Raw genomic sequence first — 20,934 nt, 5'->3', positions numbered from 1 at the left:
CGGCGGCACTAACTCCGGCGGTAGCAACACTGGCGGCACTAACTCCGGCGGCACTAACTCCGGCGGTAGCAACACTGGCGGCACTAACTCCGGCGACACTAACTCCGGCAGTACCAACTCCGGAACCACCAATCCCGGCAGCAATTCAGGCGCTCAGAACACCAGCTCCGCGACACCCGGCCCCGGCACCTCCAACAGCACCGTAACCCCGAACACCTCCACTCCACCACCGGCAACTCCAGGCGACTCCGGCAACGTCACGACAGGCAACCCCGCCTCCCCACCAGCGACGCCAGGCGCCCCGACCGCGGGCTCCGTCAACACGGGCAACACCGTCCCACCCCCCGCGGACGCTGGCACGACCACCTCCACCCCACCCCCCGCGAACACCGGCGACACCACCCTTGCCCCGCCCTCCACGTCGACCGGTGGGAACGCTTCTGCCCCGCCCTCCACGTCGACCGGTGGGAACACTTCTGCCCCGCCAGCGAACGTCGGTAGCACCACGTCCGGCCCGCCCCCCGCGAACGTCGGTACACCGACACCAACGCCGACTCCTGCGAATCCCGGCCCGTCCGCGTCCCTGCCTCCCGCGAACGCTGGCCCGTCGACGCCAACTCCTCCGCCCGCACACGCTGGGTCGGCGACCACTTCGACCCCACCGCCGGCGAACAGTGGCATCTCCACTTCCACCCCGCCTCCGGCGAATGTCGGCGCCACTACCTCGAGCCCGCCTCACACGAACGTCCCACCCTCAGCGAACGTCGGCAGTAGCACTCCTACACCGCCGCCGTCGGTGGGGACGCATTCGACTACGGCGCCGTCTTCCTCGACGGGGATCGGGAACACCTCGCCCACACCTGGCGGGCAGACTCACAGCGATAGTGGACTGCCGGGTTTCGGCGGTCGTCAGCACACTGATTCCCCGATCACCAATCAGCCGACGGGACCGAGCACACCGACCCACACCAGCCCGGCGCCCAGTACTGCTGTCAGCACAGGCCCCGCGCCGAGCACGATCACCCACACGGGCCCCACTCCGACGGGCCTAGGCGCGACTCACACCGGCAACAGCAACACGGAGACCACCAACACCGGGCCGGGCAACACCAACGCGACGAATACCGGTCCCGGAAACACCAATACCGGTACCAGCAACACCAACGCCACCACGCAGAACTCAGGCACCGACGGCCCCAAGACCGAGCCCGCAACCGGCACAACTCCGTCCGGGAACAAGTCGGTGCCGACGGCGGTGGCGGGTAGCGTCGGTGGCGTCAAACCGACGTCCGGGCCCGACGTGACATCGCCGGCGGTTGTCGGTGCGCACAGCAGCAGCGTCGACGTGCCGAGCTCACTTCGACATGACCCGACGCCCACCCCGCAGACCGTCACCCCGGCCAGCCCCGATCCAAAGGTCGACACCGCGCCGAAGCCGGACCTGTCCACCAGCAGCGACACCGGCAGCAAGGTCGAGGCCAACACGAACACCGACACCAAGGTCGATACCAAGGCCGAGGTGGCACCGTTGGTCAGCCCGAAGCCGACTATCTCCACGACTTCGCATGACCCGAGCCCCGCTCCGAACTCGGACAGCCACGTCAAACCTGAACCGCATCAGGACAACGGCGGGCGGACTGACCATGGGCCGAACACCACCATGCACCCGGACGCCAAGAGCAGCCCGAACCCGAGTTCCGACCTGAAGATGTCGCCTGCCCAGAATCCGGCTGTCAAGACTGAGCCGAAGGTTGACGGCAAGCCGGACACCAGGCCCGAGGCGAAGGGCGACACCAGCTCCGGACCGAAGGGTGACAGCAAGCCCGGCACCAAGACCAGTCCGGTGGCAGACCCGAAGGTCAGCCCGAATCCAGCCACCAAGAACAGCCGCAACACCGGCAACGACCGGAAGATCGGCATCAAGACTGCCACCGACGCACCCGTTGCCAAGAATCTCCACACTCCGGCCAGTGCGCCGCGACCGCGGGGTGCCAATCCCGCGCCGAACCCGCACACTGAGCCGGCCGTGAGGCCGAGTACGAGCCCGAACACAGGCTCCAATACCGCGACCGGCACGAGCCCGAACAACAGCGCAAAACCGAGCACCGAGCCCGGCAAGAACCCGAACCCCGAGCCGTCCCAGGACCAGAACCAGAACCCGACCCACAACCACGAGCAGCGCACCACGGCTCAGCGGATCGAGTCCTACGGCCAGCTCGATCCCGCCAACCGCAAAGAAATGCAGGACTACTCGCGGTTCAAGTCCTATTGGGACACCAGTGGTCCGCAGAGTGACGCAGCCCCGCCGCGGCGGGATTATGCGCCGTCGGAGCGGGCTTTTCTTCGGCGGGATGATGGGTCGACGGTGGGGTTGACGCCGTTGATTGCGGCGAAGTGGCAGGTTGATCATGGGCAGAGTGACGCGCTGAAGCCGTTTCGGACCGAGAACGTCCACGATTTCATCTACCCGAAACGCGACGGGGCGCCCGTGCGGGTGTACGACGTCAACGATATCGGGAGCTTTCTCAAGGACGTCGCCACCGATGCGGGCGCGCGCGAGATCGAGCATCACCAGGCGTGGACCGGGGCGGTCCACGACTTCGCTGACTGGGTCACCGGCAAATACCCGCCGGAGCGGTTCAGTTACGTCGGGCTCGGGCGCAGTCCGGCGCCGGTGCTGGCCGCGTTGCAGTCGAATGGGCACGACGCCGTGTCGGTGCCGCTGTCGAAGTTCCGGCCGGGGCCTTCGACCGACGATTCGGTGCTCAACACCGCGTTCGAGGGGGACCCCGGGCTCACCAAGGACCAGCAGGACATGCTCGGCGAGCACTTCGCCGAATTCCTGAACGGGTTGCCGCGCACCAAGAACATCGTTGTCATCGACTACACCGAGAGCGCCAAATCGCTGCTCGCCGCGCAGCACTACCTGCAGCAGCGGCTCGATCGGCTGCCCGGGCCGAAGCTCGAGGTCCACGCGCTGGCCATGCACCAGCAGCTCGAGACCGACCGCCTCAACCGCACGATCGCGAGCATCACCGGCGACGCGCAGTCGACCCTCGGCTGGGCCTACGAGCGCATGCTCCACCCCGACCGCGCCGCCCAACGCGACCAGTTCCGCGACCGCTTCCACATGGTCTCACTGGACGCCGACGGCCCCCTCGGCCCGAACGGCAAGGCGTTCAGCGACCTGGTCAAGGGCCAGCGGTTCGACGACCTGGCCGAGTACGGGTCCTACAACTTCCAAGGGAAAACCGACTCACGCGCCGACTTCGACAACGGCCGGCCGCACCGCCGGCACGAACCGAATCCGGACGGCAGCGCCTACGACGCGCTCAAGGAGAGCATCGGCACCCGCAACCCGGCGAACCCCGAACCGGCGAACACCAACGCGCCACCGAAGCCCCCACCGTCCACGAACCCGAGCGCGGAGAAGAATCCGGGAACGTCCACAAAGGATCTTCCGCCCGCGAAGGATTGGTCGAACCAGCGCGATTCCGCTCCGGCCACGCGGTTCTCCTCGGAACGGTTCGATCCGGCGAAGTCGATTTCGCAGCAGTTCACGGGTAATCGTGAGGGCTTGCGGGGCGGCCAGCTCGGCGGGGCGATCACGCAAATGCGGTACGACGTGCGGCGTTTCGAAGAGTCGCCGGGGAATTGGGTCCGTGAGTTCACCGTTCCACTGGACCTGACCTCGCAGTCGGGCTCGGTATCGATCGATGCGCGCAACCAGCTGGCCGCCGACCTGCAGAGCCACCTCGACGCGACGGTGAACCAGCACTACCGGCTGCCGGGCGGAGACCAGCTGCACGTTCGAGTGGATGCCAACGCCACCAACGACATCCACCCGAACGACGACAGCTGGGAGTCCGACTCGTCCCGCGGCGTGCCGGTGAACATCCACGATTCCACTGTGGACGAGAACACCCCGGCCACGAACCAGCTCAACTGGGACGTGCACGACGCCAGCACCGGCCTCACCCACGAAGTGATGCACTTCCTCGGCCTGGGCGAGGGCTATCGCGACAGCCGGCTGCTGTTCAACCGCCAGGACACCCCCGGGGTGATGGGGCCGGACGCGTGGACCGACTCCTCGCTGACGCCGCAGAACCTGAGCCAGCTCGAGAACGTCTCGAACACCGCGAACATCCGCGACCACCACCTCGGCGACCCGGCGGCGACCACCCCGTCGGCGCCGCATCACACCCCGGCCCCAGACCACCACGCCGAGCCCAAGCCCACCCTGCACTACCCCACCGAAGCACCCAGCTCGGCGCACGTCACCGTCAACGGCAGCCGCACCGTCGATGCCACGCCCGGCACCGTCGTCCGCCGCGACGCCTTCGACCCGGACCAGCACACGATGCTCGGCGTGCACGGCCTGGACGCCGTCATCGTCGGCGGCGACACCACCCACGAAAACTTCCGCCAGGCCATCGCCCACAGCCTGCCGGACAACACCCCCCGTGAAACCGCCCGCATCACCTCGCAGCTGGAAGGCAGCCACCACACCGACCTCGGCCAGATCGCGCACGACGCCGGGGTACGGGTGCACGTGCTCGACCCCGGTGGCGGCTGGACCAGCCACGGGCCCGAGACCGGCCGCCCGGTCCACATTGTCAAGTCCACAGTAGACGGAAAGGACACCTACCTCGGCACGAAGGAGAACGTCCACATCGGACGCCCCGGCGTGAGCTATCCCGGGCCGACCGTGCTCGACGGCGACCGCAAGGTGGTGCACCGCGGCGAGTTCGAGGTCGAGACCGTGCGGGGTGAGCACTACGTCCGGATGTACACCGCGGTACTCGACCCGGCCGCACGCGATTCGGACTTCAAGGACGTGCACCAGAACGCCGACGGCACGGTGGACGTCTTCGCGGGCGGGACCGCGCAGACGTTCTGGGTCGGCGGCGGCCGGCCGATGCGCGCGGTGCAGTGGGCCGCCAAGTACGAGCACGACGCGAACCGCGGCAGTGACATGCAGCCGGTGCTGCGCTCGTTCCTGGTGCCGCTCAAGACGTTCAACCAGGTCAGCCGCGAGGCCACGGTCGAGGCGCTGTCCAAGGACAACTCGCTGGCGATGAACGTCGACCAGGCCGGCGACACCAACCAGTTCGGCCTGCGGGGCGAGCACTTCGAGCAGATGCGGGACAACGCGCTCAAGGGCTCGCTCGTCACCTACGCCCCCGGTGGCAAGGACATCAAGCTCCCCGATCTGGCCGGACGCCGCGAGGACATTTCGGACCTTTACGTCCGCCTCGGCCTGAGCCCCGACTTCGACTCGGCCGGGCTCGGCCGCGAGAACGACCCGTGGTTCGACTGGAGCAAGGAAAGCGGTCAGGACCGCAAGTACTTCAGCAACGACCCCGGCAAGCTCAGCGCGCTCGCGAAGACCCTCAGCGGCCACTACCACACGTGGAAGGGCTCGCCAGAGGCGTTTTTCACCCCGCCCGGCGACTCGACGCCGGGGGTGAACAGCGGTCAGGCGCGCGACTCGCAGGAGCAGCGCCAGCAGGACCTGAATGTCTTCCTGAACACCCACGGACCGTCCGGCCAGGTGGTCGGGCAGCTCACCGACGGCATCGGCGACGCGCTGACCTCGGCCGTCGACGCCGGCCCGCACACCGTGCCGCTGGACGGCCCGGCGGTCCGCGACCAGGTGCTGATCGAGGCGAAGAACCTCAACAACGCGCTGACCACGGCGGTGACCAACCTCGTCCGCGAGCGGGCCAAGGGGCCGGACGGCTTCGTCCCGCCCACTGCCCGAATCGACACGATCGAAGGCCTGCGGGACGTGATGAGCGACCCGTCCTTTGTGGACGAGGTGGCGAAGCGGGCCGCCGAGCAGATGGTGGACAACGCGGTCAACACCATCGGCGCGACGCACGGCACGCAGGACTTTCGCGCCGGGCTCAACACGATCGTCCAGGACGCGGTGAAGAGCCAGTTCGCCCTGAAAGATGGGAAGTTCAGCCCTGAGGTCGAAAAGGGCTTCCAGAAGACCACCGGGTCGAAGCGTGGCTACTTCACCGGGCCGCGAGTCGACGTCATCGGCGGCGCGGTTTCCAAGCACCTCAAGGCCGACGGCAATATCGAGACGCTGGTCCACGACACCGGCCTCGGCCTCGACCGCGAAACCGTCAAGCAGCGCCTTTCCGAGCACGTGGTGCCCGAAGCGGTGTCGGACGTGGCGAAGCAGAACCTCGTCGACGCCAGCCCGGACCAGCTGAAGGACACCTTCCGGAACGCGCTGCAGGGCGGCGCCGACCGGTTGCGCAAGAACCTGAACGAAGACCCGGTGCTCAAGTTCGCCGTGGCGAACGAGCGCACCCGCCTCGGCGACGCGGCCGCGCAGGTGATCAACGACCCGCACACGGTCGACGGGATCACTTTCACGCCCGTCACGCGCGAGCAGGCCGACGCGTTCATGGACAAGGTGCCCGATTACGCCACCCAGGCGGAGATCGGCGCGGCCATCGCGACGGACGAGCGGCGGGTGAAGGTCGACTTCAACACCCGGGAGAACCAGCTCGACCCGTCGCGCACCAAGGTCGAGTCGAAGACGTTCGAGAACGAGTACGGTCACTGGGGCGCGGGCGCGGTGCCAGGCCACACGCGACAGCACCCGGCCGGGGTTTTCGAGCGGCACCAGCAGATCGGCCGCTCGCTCGGCACCACGATCGGCGACCAGCTGGCCCGGCCGGACGAGCGGTCCGCCAAGGCCGTCCTCGACCACCTGGTGCGCGAGGCCGATCGCGACAACCCGGATCGGCACGATTCGCTGCGCCGGAAGTTCGACGAGGTCGTGAAGGCCGACCCGAAGAACCCGCGGTACCGCACCGGCGACACGGCCAACCCGAACACCTTCGGCGAGCACGCGCAAATGGTCCTCAACCAATATCTGCGCCTCACCCAGGGCCAGAACGACAATGGGCGCTTCGTGTCCAGGGACGCGCTCGCGAAGGCGATCCTGTTCCACGACATGGAGAAAGTGAACTCCAAGAACCAGTTCGGCGACGGGCAGGGCCGGCACGACCGGGAGCCGGAGCACCGCGGCGCCGTCGACCAGATGAACCGGCACGAAGGCCTGTGGGGCAACAGCCGCGACTTCCGCATCGCCCGCGCCATGGTGGACGCCGACCCGTTCGGCTTCTACTTCCGCCCGGGCAAGGGCCTGGACGTCGACGGGGTGCACTCGTTCATCAAGGGCCTCGCGCACCAGGTCGGCAGCCCCCGCGGCGGCGCCCCGACCGCGGTCGACGTCCGCAATCTGTTCAACGAATTCCACGAGTACTACCAAGCGGGCTTCTCCTCGTATTTCTCCGACAGCCACTTCGCGCACGAGCAGCACGGTGACGTCCGCTCGTTCGGCAAGCCGGCGCTTTCGGGCCTGAAGACCGATCCCGACGGAAAACTGGTCACGACCGACGGCGGCCATCGATTCGCCTATCTCGACGACAAAGGCAAGGGCGCCAAGCAATCGTACGAGCAGAAGTACCGTGACCTGCGGGATCGTTTCGACAAGGACGTGGCGAAGGAAGAGCAGGAGCGCGTCGTTTATGTGAACGACGACAATCCGGCGACCGGCGTCACCCACGATTCCGACCGCGGGGTGCAGGCGGTCAAGGAGAGCAACCCCAATGGGAAGCCGTCCGCACTCGCGCGGGTGCGCATGCGCGACTTCACCAACGAAGAGAAGGGCGCGATCGACGACGCCCTTGGCCACTATTCGCCGATCATCGGTGACCAGCGGGCGAACTCCAGCCGGGCCGGGGTCGAGCAGGAAGTGCGACACATCGGCGCGGTCAATTTCGGGCTGGAGCGCGGTGAAATCGCGTACGGCATGGGCGGCGAGTACATCGGTTCGCACCAGACGGTCAACCTCTACGCCCCCGCGATGCTCAGCCGGGAGTTCGGCGGCGGACAGCGCGGGCTGGAGGGCACCGTCACCCACGAGCTGTCCCACGGCCTGCTCAAGTACGCGCTCGACGACTACGGCAAGCACGTCGGCTCGTGGAACGAGGACGGGTCCCCGAATCGCGGCCCCGACGCCGAGCCGCCCAGCGACGCGAAGGCCCGCAGCGACCAGGCCGACTTCAAGGCCGCGGTCAAGTCGCACCTGCTCGGCCGGGCCGGCCTGGAGCAGAAGGCGCCGCGCCGCGCCGAGTTCGTCGCGCAGCTTGAGCAACAGCACCCGGATGTGTTCGCGCGGCAGGGCACCGAGCTTTCCGGCCCGCGCGCCGAGCGCGTCTACCAGGCACTGAAGGACCGGCAGGCGGACTTCAACGAGCACACCGGTTACTGGGACCGCGACGGCTTCCCGTCGTTCACCGGCGAGCGGCCGATCACGAAGTACGGCGCCACGAACGTCAACGAGGACATGGCCGAGACGGCCAAGTACTACTTCCTCGACCCCGACAAGCTGCGCGCCGAGGCTCCCCGGCGCGCGGCGTTCTTCGACCAGCTGGTCAGCGACTGGAAGAAGCCGTCCGACGACACCGTGCTGGTGGCCGACAACGAGACTGACACCCCGCCCGACGACCGCGCGCTGCGTGACCGCCTGCCCGAGTACGCGCGGGACGGCCAGGCGCTCGGCGCGCTCGTCCCGGTGGACGTGCAGGGCGCCAAGGACGTCGGGACCACCATCGAACGGCTGATCCGGAACCTCGATCCCGGCCGCACGAACCCGCCGAAGCCGGTGGGGATCGACGCCATCACCGGCACGCTCGACGGTCCCGGCTTCGAGTCGTTCCTCGGCCCGGGCCGCAAGTCCATGGTGCGGGTCGGCGAGAAGTGGTACGAGGTGCACGTCAAGGCGGAGCCGGATCTCGCCGCGGTCGGGGCGGACCAGGTCACGAAGCAGCCGAACCCGACGATCGCCGACGTCAACGACCAGAACCAGACCACCCACGCGCAGCCGCAGACCGATTCGACCACGGGCACGGTCGGCTCGTCCTACTTCGGGCTTTTCCCGGCGGGGCCGTACGCCTCGGTCGGGGCCACCGCGCAGCTCGCGTCGCCGTCGGCGGAGCACACGTCCACCGTCACCGGCACCGAGCAGCGGGTGATCCGCTCGGCCGGCGAGGTCGACCGCGCCGACGTGCCGGTGAAGTACACGATCACCGTCTCCGACCAGAACGGCGGGCCGACCGGTTCCACAGTGGACGGTCGCGTTTCGCTGCTGCTGCCCCAGGACCTGGCCAACCTGAAGCCGCACACGATTCAGGGGACGCCGACCCCGCCGAAGCCCGACTGGCACGAGCAGATCGAGTTCCTCACCCCCGAGGCCGTGCTGCTCGACGAGCAGAGCCTGTTCAACCAGGTCAGCGCGCTGCTGCACCCGTCGGTCACGAAGTTCGGCGCGCCCGGCCGGTCCGCGCTGCAGGACTTCGTCAGCGGCGGCGGCATCCGCGGGGTGCTGGGCACGGCGATGCAGGGCAGCCCGGTGGTGTCGAACGACCTGCTGAGCCCGCACGGCAGCCACCGCGACGCCGTCCAGTTGCAGGCGCGGCCGAAGGGCGTCGAGCTGGTCGGCGTGGTGCCGGGTGATTCCGAGCTGCGGTTCAACGACTCTTCGGTGAACGGCGGCAGCACCGCGGCGACCTCGAAGTCCGGGCTGGACGTGAACGCCATCTTCGGCGGCGGCGCCTACATTCCCGGCGCCGTCGGCGGGGTCGGCGGCGTGAGTGGCAGCGCGTCGGCGAAAGTCAGCCAGACGTCGACGAGCGGGACCAACGTCACGACGAAGTCCACAGTGAACGCGAAGGGTGACGTCGGGCTGTACAAGGTGAAGGTCGACGTCGAGGTCACCACCGCCAGCGGTGACAAAGCGACCGTCGAAGCCACCGCTTATGTCCGAATGGGACTGCCCGAGGCGAAGGCGCAGGGCCTGCCGGTGCCGGAAGGCACCCGGGACAAGCTCACCGACGTCGGCAAGCGGCACGAGCCGCCGTACCTCGCTTCCGCTGTCGCGGCCGGCCAAGCGCGGGCCGGTTCGTTCACCCCGGCCGCGAAAGTCCAGCCGCAGATCGAAAACGCGCTGCGCGACCGGCCCGGGTTCGGCAAGTTCCTGCCGCGGTGGGACAAGTTCCAGAGCGATTCGAAGGGCTCCACGCGTGACGTCGCGGAGCGGCTCGCGAACCTGCGCAAGCTCACCTCGGCCTTCTCCCCGGCCGCGCTGAAGTCCAAGATGGACAGCCTGCTGGGCCCCGGCGTCTCGGTGCAGCTCAAACGGCGCGGGCTGTTCACCGACGAGTACCTCAGTGTCACCGTGAAGGCGAAGGTCGGGCCCGGCGAGCACCTCGGCCAGGCCACCGGGCGTTCGGTCAAGGGCTCGGTCGCCAGCAGCCCCTCGCTGAACACCTCAACTACCACGGAGAAAGGCTGGTCCGCGGGCCTCGAAGGCCGCATGATCATCCCGGGTGCCACCGCGATCACCTCGCTCGGCATCAGCCCGACGGTCACGCCGGTGCAGTACTCGGACTCCCGCACGTGGAAGAACACCGGCGGCCCGACCGTCACCACCACCCTGTCCGCCGGTGGCAGCCCCGACTCGCAGGTGTTCAGCCACGACGTCGAGTTCGAGGTCGAGATCACCAGCTACACCCGCAACCGGCCCTGGGTGAAGCGGCTGACGCCGGGCTCGCCGTTCCGCGTCACGCCGACAGTGTCCACAGTGGCCAAGACCGGAGACGGCGGCGGGGTCGCGCTGCCGAAGATCTCCGGCAAGGTCGATCTGTGGGTCAACGACGGCTCGGCGCTGAAGAAGGACCCGGCGGAATTCACGCCCGGCAAGTCGGGCACCGTCGCGCTCACGCCGTCCGAGACTCCGCGCATCGACGACCTGGCGCGGCAGCCGAATCCGCCGAAGTTCCTGCACGTCGAGGCCTTCGCCAACACTGAAGTGCTGCGTGACGAGGCCCTGCGTCAGCTCCAGCGCGCGGCGGGCGGCGACGCGGTGCTCGGGCTCCCCGGTGGTGAGGCCCGCAATCGCGTGGACCGGATGTTCTCGCCCGAGACATTCCGCAATGGACTGCCCCGGTTCCTGAGCCAGGGCGCGCAGTCGGGCGGATTCCGTTACGAGCGCCGGGTTGCCGACCGCGTCGGCGGCCTCGGCATGGGGATGTCGCTGAGCAACCCGAAGCTGGTCGTCACGTCCGACGCGGGTGGCAGCGACACCACGTACGCGGGCGGTGGCAAGGCGGGTTACGAAAACTCGCGCAAGCAGGCCGTCGAGGCGAACGCGCAGCTGGGCCTCACGATCCGGCCGGACGGCAGCGACACCCACGGCCAGGGCCAGATCTACGGCTCGCTCAAGTGGAGCCCGTGGGTCCGCACTTCGGGCAGCTCGAAGGAGCTGAGCGCGAGCGTCGATCACGTCAACCGCGCGCCGTCGAAGAGCCGCACAGTGCTGGTGCAGTACGACGCCGACGTGCGACTGGTCGCCGAGAGCCGTCAGGAAAGCCTGGTCAACGGCTCGACCGCGCGCTCCGGCGCCGACGTCAAGCTGCCCGGCGCGGTGTTCGTGCGGATGACCGAGGACCAGGCCCGTGAGCAGGGCCTGCTGCCGGCGCTGGAGCCGCGCACGGCCCCGCCCGGCGAGCTGACCAGCCCGGCGCTGGTCGGCGCGCAGTCCAGCTCACTCGGCGCGGCGGTGGTCGAGAACGCGCCGGACCTCTCGCAGCTCGTCCGCGACGCCCGCACTCAGCTGGGCCGGACCGGCGACAAGCTGCTGCCGAAGTCGGTGCTCGACGACTCGATGAACAACCTCCAGCGGATGCTCGACCTGGCCTCGCCGGAGAGCGTCACCTCCCTTGTGGACAGTTCGCTCGACGGCGGCGTCCCGCTGGTCCTGCACGACGCGGGGATCCTGTCCACCGACAGCTACCAGGTGCTGCTCAAGGGAACCGTCACCAGCGGCGAGTTCCTCGACGTGGTGCACGACGGCGGTGAGGTCGACCACGTCGTCAACTCCGGCTGCACCGCCAAGGCGAACTCCGGGCACGGCTCGTCGTACGGCGGCCAGTTCCGCGGCGCCGGGCGCGGGCTGTTCCAGAGCACGCCGTCGAAGACCAGTGGTTACGACGGCGCGTACGCCGGGATTTCCGGTACGAAGTCCAAGAGCGACCAGACGGTCTCCACGGACACCACGACCTCCGCGCACACCGCGTCGGCCGGCGGTCCGGCGGTCCGGCACCGGCACCAGGTGCGGTTCGAGCTGGTGGTGCAGCGCGGTGGGCGAACGTACCCGATCGCCCACCAGGACACGCGGCTGACCGTGCGTTCCTCGGCTGACGACCAGAAGATCAGCGCCCAGAACCAGCCCGCGCGGACCGCGTACGCCCCGCGCACCACCGAGCTGACGCCCGCCGACGCCACCCCGGAACGGCTCACCGAGTGGCGGCAGCAGGGCACGGGCCCGTTGCCGCGGTCCGCGCTCACCGAGGGCCTGCGCGGGGCGGGCGCCGTTCGCGCCGGCGCCGTTCGCGCGCTGCGGCTCGCGGGCGCGGGCGACGGGCTGACCGGCCCGGGCACCGGCGCGAACAACACCCTCGTCTCGTCGGTGACCAACGAGATGCTGCAGGCCAACCTGCCCGGCATGGTCGAGCGGCCGCTGGAGGCGCCGGACCTGCACGAGGCCGCGATCTTCAAGAACGGCCACGGCAGCGTGAAGGTGTACGCGCGGCTGGTCAGCCCGGACCTCGCCGGGCTGAGCGATTCGGTGAAGCTGGAGCGCTCGGACCAGGCGACGAACACGTTCACCGGCGAGGCCAAGCAGACGGTCAGCGGTGAGAACCAGTACAACCTCGGCAACGGCGGCCTCACCGACCCCAGCCAGAACGCGCATTCGTGGGGCGGCGTCGACGGCCGTTCCCCGGTCGGCATCTCCGACGCGACGGCCACCACGTCCGGTGGCCAGCGGTCCGTCGTCGGCAAGCCGAAGGGCCGCACCGGGCTGGTCGGGTTCGACGTCGAGTACCGCGTGGTCGCGGATCTCGGCGACGGCCGGACCGGCGCGGTCGAGGTGCGGGTGCCGGCCTCGGCGCTCGTGCGAATGTCGGACGCGGACCTCGAAACGCTGCTCGGCGGGGCGCTGCCGGATTCGCTGACCAAGGCGCAGGACGCGGTGAAGGACGCGGCCACCGAGTGGCGCACCGCGGAGGAGGCCGTCGAGACGGCCCAGCGCGAGGCCGACGACCGGTGGCTCGAGCAGCGCGACAGCGTGAAGACGCTGACCAAGGGCGCCGGCGAACTGCAAGTCGACGTGACCGCCGACCCCGCGCGTGGCGTGCGCCAAGCCCTCGCCGACGCCGAGAATGACGCCCGGGACGCGGGCCGGACCCTGCGCGACGGCAACACCGAGATCGTCCGGCAACAGGACATCGCCGCGCAGGCGTTGTCCGTGGCCGCGTCGACCGACGAGGGCTCGCCCGAGCGCCAGGCCCTGCTGGACCAGGTCACCCGGGCCGAGCAGCGGATTCAGGACATCCGCGACGGGCAGCCCGCGCTGGTCCAGCAGCGGCAGGCGGCGCAGGACCGCGTCGCGCGCCTGGCCGGTGTGCTCGACGAATACCGCAACGACCACTCCGACCAGACGGCCCGGCGCGACAGCTCGCTCGAGGACGTCCGGCAGGCCAGGGAGAAGGCCGACGCGGCGCGGCAGAAGTGGTGGGACGCCAAGCAGAACGTCGACCGGCGGCTCGACACGCACGTGTGGCCACGCCGTGGGTCTACTTTGGACCCGAACGCGGCCCGGCCGATCCGTCGCAAGCCGGTGCCGCCGGCCACCCATCGGATCCCGCGCAAACCGGTACCACAGCCGACTCCACATCGGATCCCGCGCAAGCCGGTGCCGCAGCCCAGCACCACGGCGGGGCCGTCGACCGAGCCGCATCGCGACGGGACCGTCGAGGCGCGTGACACCGAGCCCGCCACAATCTCCGGCTGGGACGCCGGCTCCGGGCGCCCGTACGACTTCGACGTCTCCGAGATCGAGCTGCACCAGGTCACGGACCGTTCGGGGAAGGTCGTCGCGGTCTCGTTCCTGCCCGCCTCGGAGCAGACCTCCGGCGTTGAGCACGACTGGGTGGCGGACAATTCCGGCACCGTCAGCACCCTCGACGAGGGAGTGACGCCGGACCGGTTCGACCCGGCGCTGAAGGACGCGCGCGACAACGGCACCACCCCGGACCTCAACGGCCGCCGCTTCGGCGAGTGGGCCGAGCAGTCGGCGGCGCCGTGGGGCAAGGGCGTCGAGGACAACTTCTTCGTGTTCGCCCACGGCCGTCCGCAGTCGGTGAGGCTGACCCTGCTCGGCGGCCGCACGGTGCGGGTGGACGGCGCCGCGTTCGCGCGGATCGTGGCGAACTCCGCGCCGTTTGGGCAATCGGGGCCCAAATCGTCGGTCACGCTCATCGCGTGCAGCACCGGCCAGGCCGACGGCCCCGGCGGCGTCGCCCACGATTTCCAGCGTGCGCTGAGCGAACTCGGCGGGCCGGTGACCGTGCACGCGCCCACCAGGCCCGCGTTGTTCGGCCGTGACACCGCGACGCTCGGCAGGGCTGTCGGCGCGATCGGCGGATTCACCGCAGTGACCGACGGCGGGCACTTCCGGACCTTCGGCGGCCGCCCCGGCGACGAGGCCATCGTCGGCCTGGTGCGCGAGCTGGAGCAGGGGAACCATGCCGAGCTGCCGGACGGGCCGATCCCGTTGTCGGACCACGACGGCACTCTGGCCCTGACGTCCACTGTGGAGCGTCAGCTCGCGGACGAGGCGGCCCGCACCGGCGAGCTGCGGCTCACCTCGGTGCAGGACCTGGTGGCCCGGCACGATCGCCCCGATGTGATCTGGTCGGCGGCGCTGACCCGGCTGGCCGGACGGCCGGACATCGACGTTCACACCATTGTGGACACTCGACGGGACCCGGAAACCGGAGAGTGGACCCGCACCCCGCTGCCGCCGATGGCGCGCGGACTCCTTACCGTGACCGGAAAGGGCAGCTGGGGCGAGCACGAACTGGCCCGTCCGGCGCGGCTCAATCCCGCGTGGAGCACCGGCCCCGCTCGCGAGACCACTCCGACGCGGCCCGACGCGCGCGACTACGCCGAAACTCTCGTTGAGCACCACCTCGACGGCGCGTCTTCGCCATCGGTCACGGTGCCTGCCGACGTCGCGGACAGGTTCAAGGCCGACGTCACGCGCCTGCTGGACGAGCGGCCGTTCCGCGATTTCCGGCCGTCACTCGACGAGCTGGTGCATCCAGGTGTCGTACTGACGCAGGACGGGTACTCGGCGAACGAGCTGGTCACGGACCTGCGCGCGGCCGCGGTGGGCCGGGGCCCGGCACTCGCGCCGCTGCTGGGCCCGGACCTGTTCGGCCTGTACCGCGCGCCCGAGCCGCCGGAGTTCCTGCGCGGCCACGACTACCGCTACCTCACCGCGGGCCAGGGCATCGAGTTGCTGGACGTGCTCGACCTGGCCAAGGGCTACCAGCTCGCGTCCGAGCACACCGACCCGGCGAACCTGGCCGACAGTCGCGAGTGGACGATCGAGACCGAGCGGGACGAAGAGAAGCTTGCCGCGTGGGCGCCCGGCGATGTCGAACCGCTGACGAAGGTCACCGCGACACCGTTGCTGATGCACGCGATCTGGCTCGGCGGCCCGCTGCGCGACGCGGGCACCATGCACACGTTCCGGCAGAACTTCGGCGGCGCGGCCGACCGGCTGAACGAGAGCGTCGTCCCGGTGCTGTGGACGGACGTCCCGCGGTGGCAGACCGACCTGGCCTTCACCACCGAGCCGCCCGCCGACGGCCCGGACCCGCTGGCCGACGTGCGCGACTTCGTGGGCTGGGCCCAGGAGCACGGGATCCGGCTGGCCAACGTCGACGAGGTGTTCACCAGCGAGAACCCCATGCTGCTGCAGGAGTTCTACAACTCCGAGGCGCTCAAGCAGGCCGGCCCGGGTTACGCCGCGGCCAGCGACATCCTGCGCATGGAGCTGCTGCACCGCTTCGGCGGCTTGTACACCGACGGCGACAACGTGGTGCACAACCTCAACGACGTGATCCTGGCCGCCCGGTCCGACGAGGGTTACGCGACGCACCGTGTCGGGACCAAGATCGCGAACTCCGCGTTTACCATGTCCAAGGGGCACCCGTTCGCCCGCGCCTACCTCGACCAGCAGCGCGAGAACTACGGCAAGACGCAGAAGAATCTCATGCCGGCCAACGTCAACGCGCTCGGACAGGAGTTCTTCGCCACTCCGCTCGGCCGGGTGCACCGCAACTCGATCATGCACCGCACCGGTCCGGAGGCGCTTTCGCAGACCGCGCGCCGGATCGGGCTGGCGTCCGCACAGCAGCTGCCGGGCATGTCCGAGATCCGGATGAACAGCGACGCCAGCTGGCTCAAGCCGCCGCCCGCGGGCGAGTCCGCGCCGCCTTCGCCGGGCCGCGGCGAGACGCTGGAGCTGACCCAGCGCGTGGTGCAGACGCTGGTGCGAGGGCTGTACAACCGCGACGGCGATCTGCATCTGACGGCCGTCGAGTCCACTGTGAACCGGCACCCGGAACCGGATTTGGTCTGGCACGCGGCGTTGTCCTACTTGGCCGCGGACCCGGAGCTGGCGCCGCTCGTGCGCACGGTCACCGATCAACGCGGCTACACCGGCACTGTCCACGATGTACAGTTGCCGCCCGCGGCACGCGTGCTGCTGGACATCGACCCCAGCCGGGTGCACCGCAATCTCGGCGAGGTGCAGCGAGCCGCGACGATGCGCGAACCCGGCGCCGTGCTGGTGTCCGATGTGGAGACACCGCTGGAGACAGCCGCCGGACGGCTGGCCCGCGCGCTCGTCGAGGCCGACGACCGGGGCGAACCGCTCACCCCGATCCACGTGACCGGCACCGGACCCCACGCCCGAGTGCGGGCCATGGAGGTCGCGAAGGAGCTGGCCGGGCACCTCGGCCGGGAGTTCGGCGAGTCCCGTCGTGACCTGCTCGCGCGCGTGCCGGTGAAGATCCGCGCGGGCGAGCGGGACACCGCCGGCGTGACCGTGTCGTTCCGGCCGGAGCACGGCACGGCGGTTGAGGTCGACCTCGGCCGCTCGCATGTCGCGCACGTTTTCCACGGCTTCAGCGAGCCTGCCGACGCGGTGGCCCGTCCGTGGCAGCACGAGGGGCGCACCATCGGCGCGCACTACACCGAGGCGTCGACCGAGGTCACAGCGTTCGATGCGCTCCCGCGGTTCAGCGGCGAAGGCACGGCGCTCGTGCACGACTTCACCGAACACCTGCGCACCAACGGCTTCGATCTGCCCCTGCACCTCGGCACCGATCCCGGTTTTGTCGACGCGGTGGACCGGCTCCCCGGCGTTTCGTACCTGGTGGCCGGCGATCACCCGTTGACCGACGAGGACAAGCGAGTGCTGACGGAGCTGTCGCGCGCTGCGGAGCTGGACTGGTGGCACCGGCCGATGACGCCGACGGGGCTGGTACGGCTCGAGGATCGCTCCGCCACGCTCAAGCTGCTGAGCGGGGTGCTCGGCAAACTGCGCCACTCGGTCAGCTTCGGTCCGGCACTCGACCTGACCGCGGCGGCCGCCGACGTGGCTCGCCACGAGCGGCCCGACCTGGTCTGGAGCGCGGCGCTGGAGCTGGCGACGATGTCGGAGACCGTCACCGGGGACACGCGTTACATCATCGACCGCAGGCTCGACCCGGCCACCGGTCGTTGGTCTCCGGTGGAGCTGCCCGAGGCCGCGCGCGAGCGGTTCACCGTCACCGGCAAGGCGATCTGGCAGGACGGCGCGGTGTACCGCCCGGTGCGGCTGCACGCCGAGCCCGGCCGGCTGCGGGATCGCGACGAGCAGCCGCCCGCGCCGTTGCCGCTCACCGACGAGCGAGCCGTCGCACGGTGGATCGCGGAGTCTATTGTGGAGCGAATGGCGGACGGCCTGGCCGCGCCGCGGGTCGCCGTGAGCGGTCCGGCCGAAGTGCGAGACCGCCTCGTCGCGCGGATCCAGGCCGACCTCGCCGCGCTGACGCCCGCCGGGGTGACGCCGACGGCGGCCGCCGAGCTGGTGACCGTCGCGCCGGGTAATGATGCCGTGGCGACGATCTCGTTGCCACTCAAGCCTTCCCCGGCCACGCTTTCGCCTGCCGAGACCGCGGTCGCCGTGGGCCTCGAGGAGGAGTTCACGCTGCTGCAGCTGCACGGCGTGACCGATACGTTGCTCGGCAAGCAAAATCCGGCCGCGGTCGGCGTGCTGCTGGACCTGGCCACTGAGGTCGCGGGTGGCGCCGACGTCGGCGAGACCGCCGACGCCGTCGAGATCCTCGACCGGCACGGCGCACTCGATGCCGCACTGTCCGCACCCGATGGACGTTCGTTGCTGCGCGGGCACTTCCGCAGCATCCTCGGCCGCCCTGACGCCGAGAGCTACGCCCGCGACCTCGCCACGGCTGTCCGCGAACTGGCGTCGGGCTCCCTCTCGCCGGATGTGGTGCGCGAAGCGGTGCGCGGCGCGCTCAACGGCTGGCGCGGCGACGAAGTAGGCGAAAAGGGCACGCTCGAACAGCGTGTGGTGCGGACTCGCGAGACGTTGTGGCTGATGCGTCGCTTCCGCGTCACGAACCTCGCGTGGCTCTACCGGTGGCGCATCGCCGCAGCCGTGCGACGCTACCAAGAGCAGGAGAAGGCCGCGTCGGCTCAGCAGGCGGCCCAACTAGCGAAACTGACCGGAGGAGGCGCCGGCGATGACCGATGACCAGTGGGTACTGCTCGTCGACCCGGTGTGGCAGGCGGCTTCGGCTTCAGGCTCGGCCTCGGTCGAGGACGGCGCGGAGGTGACGGCCCCGCCGTTGAAGGCCGTGGTCGGCGGCTGGCTGGCCCGCGCGGACGGTTCCGCCGGCCGGTTCGAGGCGAACCCGGCCTACGAGCCGTCGGGCCCCGGCTCGCCGACCGACCCGCTGGACGCCGCGCTGCGCCTGGCCGCGCGCGAGGAGGCGGACTTCGACCAGGTCGCCGCGGTGCTGCGTGAGTCGGCGTTCTCGGTCGCGCTGGACGTCGACCAGGAGCCGCTCATCGCACCGTCGCCCGACAACGTGCCGTGCCTGCTCGTGGCGACCGCGCCGGCCCACCGCACGCGGGTCCGGGCCGCCGGCTGGCTGCCCGCGTCGGCCGAGGACCTGCTCCCGCTGCTGTCCGCCCGCGAGGGCACGGACCTGCTGCTGAACCCCGGCGCCCCCGGCTGCACCCGGTTGCTGGCCGACACCGTCCGCGAGGCCATCGTGAGCTAGGCGGCCGCCTCCTGCGCCCGGACCCGGGACCGGCCGAACCCGAGCGTCACCACGAAACCGAGCACCAGCGCGACCAGCACGCCGAGGTTCGCGAACGCCCACGAGCCGCCGAGGCCGAGCGGCCCCAGCAGGTAGCCCTGCCAGTGCAGCCAGCTCGCGGACGCATTGGTCACCAGTCCCCAGCCCAGCGCCGTCGCGACGACGATGAGCGTGATCGGGCCCAGCCGGACGTCGCCGTAGCGGCCGCGCGGGTCGAACAGGTCGGCCTCGGCGTAGTCGCGGCGGCGCAGCAGGACGTCGGCCAGCATCACGCCGCACCACGCGGCCACCGGCACGCCGAGGGTGGTCAGGAACCCTTGGAACTGGCCGAGGAACGTGCCGCCGAAGAAGACCAGGTAGACCGTGCCGCCGATCATGATCACACCGTCGACCAGCGCGGCGGCGTAGCGCGGGACCCGCAGCCCGGCCGACAGCAGCGACAGCCCCGACGAGTAGATGTCCAGCACCGCGCCGCCGACCAGCCCGAGCACGGCGACGATCGCGAACGGCACCAGGAACCACACCGGCAGGATCGTGGTCAGCGCGCCGATCGGGTCGGCGGCGACGGCCTGGTTCAGCTCCGGTGAGGACGCGGCCAGCAGCAGCCCGAACACCAGCAGCACCACCGGCGCCACGGACGCGCCGAACGTCGTCCACCCGACCACCCCGCGTCCGGACGCCTGTCGCGGCAGGTAGCGCGAATAGTCCGCTGCCGCGTTGACCCAGCCGAGCCCGAAGCCCGTCATCAGGAACACCAGCGCGCCGATGAACTCCTGTGCCGAGCCCGCGGGCACCGCCGTGACCGCGGGCCAGCGCACGTGCCCGGCCACGAGCACCACGTAGACGACGGTGAGCACGCCGGTCACCCAGGTGATGACGGTCTGCAGCCGCATGATCAGGTCGAAGCCGAGCACACCGCTGACCACGGTCAGCCCGGCGACCACCACGAGCGCCACCACTTTGGTCGTCGTCCCGCCGCCCCAGCCGAGCCGTTCGAAGACGGTGGCGGTGGCCATGGCCGCCAGCGCGGTGAGCACGGTCTCCCACCCCACGGTCAACATCCACGAAATCGCCGACGGCAAGTGGTTGCCCCGCACGCCGAACGCCGCGCGCGAAAGCGTCATCGTCGGCGCCGAGCCGCGTTTGCCCGCCACCGCGATGAACCCACAGAGCAGGAACGAGAAAACGATCCCGATCACCCCGGCGACCACCGCCTGCCAGAACGAGATCCCGAACCCGAGCGCGAACGACCCGTAACTGAGCCCGAGAATCGACACATTCGCCCCGAACCACGGCCAGAACAACTGCCGAGGCCACCCCCGCCGATCCGCGCCGCCGATGACGTTGATGCCGTGGGCCTCGACCTTCAACCGGCTTCGGCTGTCTTCGAGCTGATGCTTGGGGTGGCTGTGGTCGCCGCCGTCCTGGCCGCCTTGAGGCGGCTCCTGCCCGGTCCTGACCATGCCGACCGCCTATTCGAACCCGTCCTGGAACTCCGGCTGCGTTCATGGTGCCGCCAAAGACCAGGCCGGCGGTACTCCGACTGTGATCTGCGTCGTATGGGAACAACTAAGTTGAGTCTGTCGTTGGCAACTTT

Annotated in this window: 6 protein-coding genes; 2 read left to right on the top strand and 4 right to left on the bottom strand. The window is 70.0% G+C overall.

What is annotated here, in order from left to right; genetic code table 11:
- Positions 1-153 precede the first annotated feature (153 nt).
- From BMY97_RS46445 to BMY97_RS46440, 3 genes are all read right to left on the bottom strand, one after another.
- Complete coding sequence (locus tag BMY97_RS46445; protein WP_143086388.1) at positions 154-693, bottom strand: hypothetical protein; 540 nt, start codon at positions 691-693, stop codon at positions 154-156.
- A 366-nt stretch (positions 694-1,059) separates the two neighbouring features.
- Complete coding sequence (locus BMY97_RS37935; protein ID WP_143086387.1) at positions 1,060-1,557, bottom strand: hypothetical protein; 498 nt, start codon at positions 1,555-1,557, stop codon at positions 1,060-1,062.
- Between the two features lie 60 nt (positions 1,558-1,617).
- Positions 1,618-1,932, bottom strand: a complete 315-nt coding sequence (locus BMY97_RS46440) for a hypothetical protein (protein ID WP_143086386.1) — start codon at positions 1,930-1,932, stop codon at positions 1,618-1,620.
- A 94-nt stretch (positions 1,933-2,026) separates the two neighbouring features.
- On the opposite strand from BMY97_RS46440, the gene BMY97_RS37925 reads away from it, so the two are divergent.
- Positions 2,027-18,766: a TcdA/TcdB catalytic glycosyltransferase domain-containing protein gene (locus BMY97_RS37925; protein ID WP_143086385.1), complete on the top strand. Its 16,740-nt coding sequence runs from the start codon at positions 2,027-2,029 to the stop codon at positions 18,764-18,766.
- A complete protein-coding gene (locus tag BMY97_RS37920; protein WP_091627235.1) occupies positions 18,756-19,298 on the top strand; it encodes a type VII secretion system-associated protein in 543 nt (180 codons plus the stop codon). Before BMY97_RS37925 ends, BMY97_RS37920 begins: the two co-directional genes overlap by 11 nt.
- On the opposite strand, the gene BMY97_RS37915 is transcribed toward BMY97_RS37920, so the two are convergent.
- The gene (locus tag BMY97_RS37915; protein ID WP_091627232.1) at positions 19,295-20,800 is read right to left on the bottom strand and encodes a purine-cytosine permease family protein; all 1,506 of its coding nucleotides are present in this window, start codon (positions 20,798-20,800) and stop codon (positions 19,295-19,297) included. The two genes, BMY97_RS37920 and BMY97_RS37915, sit on opposite strands and share 4 nt — an antisense overlap.
- Between the last annotated feature and the right edge of the window lie 134 nt (positions 20,801-20,934).

The sequence above is a fragment of the Amycolatopsis saalfeldensis genome (genome assembly GCF_900110575.1).
Lineage (GTDB): Bacteria > Actinomycetota > Actinomycetes > Mycobacteriales > Pseudonocardiaceae > Amycolatopsis > Amycolatopsis saalfeldensis.
The sequence above is the reverse complement of the archived record's forward strand: the minus strand, read 5'-3'. Positions and strand labels throughout refer to the sequence as shown.

Bases quoted from the DNA above. Each gene is read 5' to 3' on its own strand.
- BMY97_RS37920 (WP_091627235.1), top strand. From the start codon at position 18,756: ATGACCGATGACCAGTGGGTACTGCTCGTCGACCCGGTGTGGCAGGCG.
- BMY97_RS37915 (WP_091627232.1), bottom strand. From the start codon at position 20,800: ATGGTCAGGACCGGGCAGGAGCCGCCTCAAGGCGGCCAGGACGGCGGC.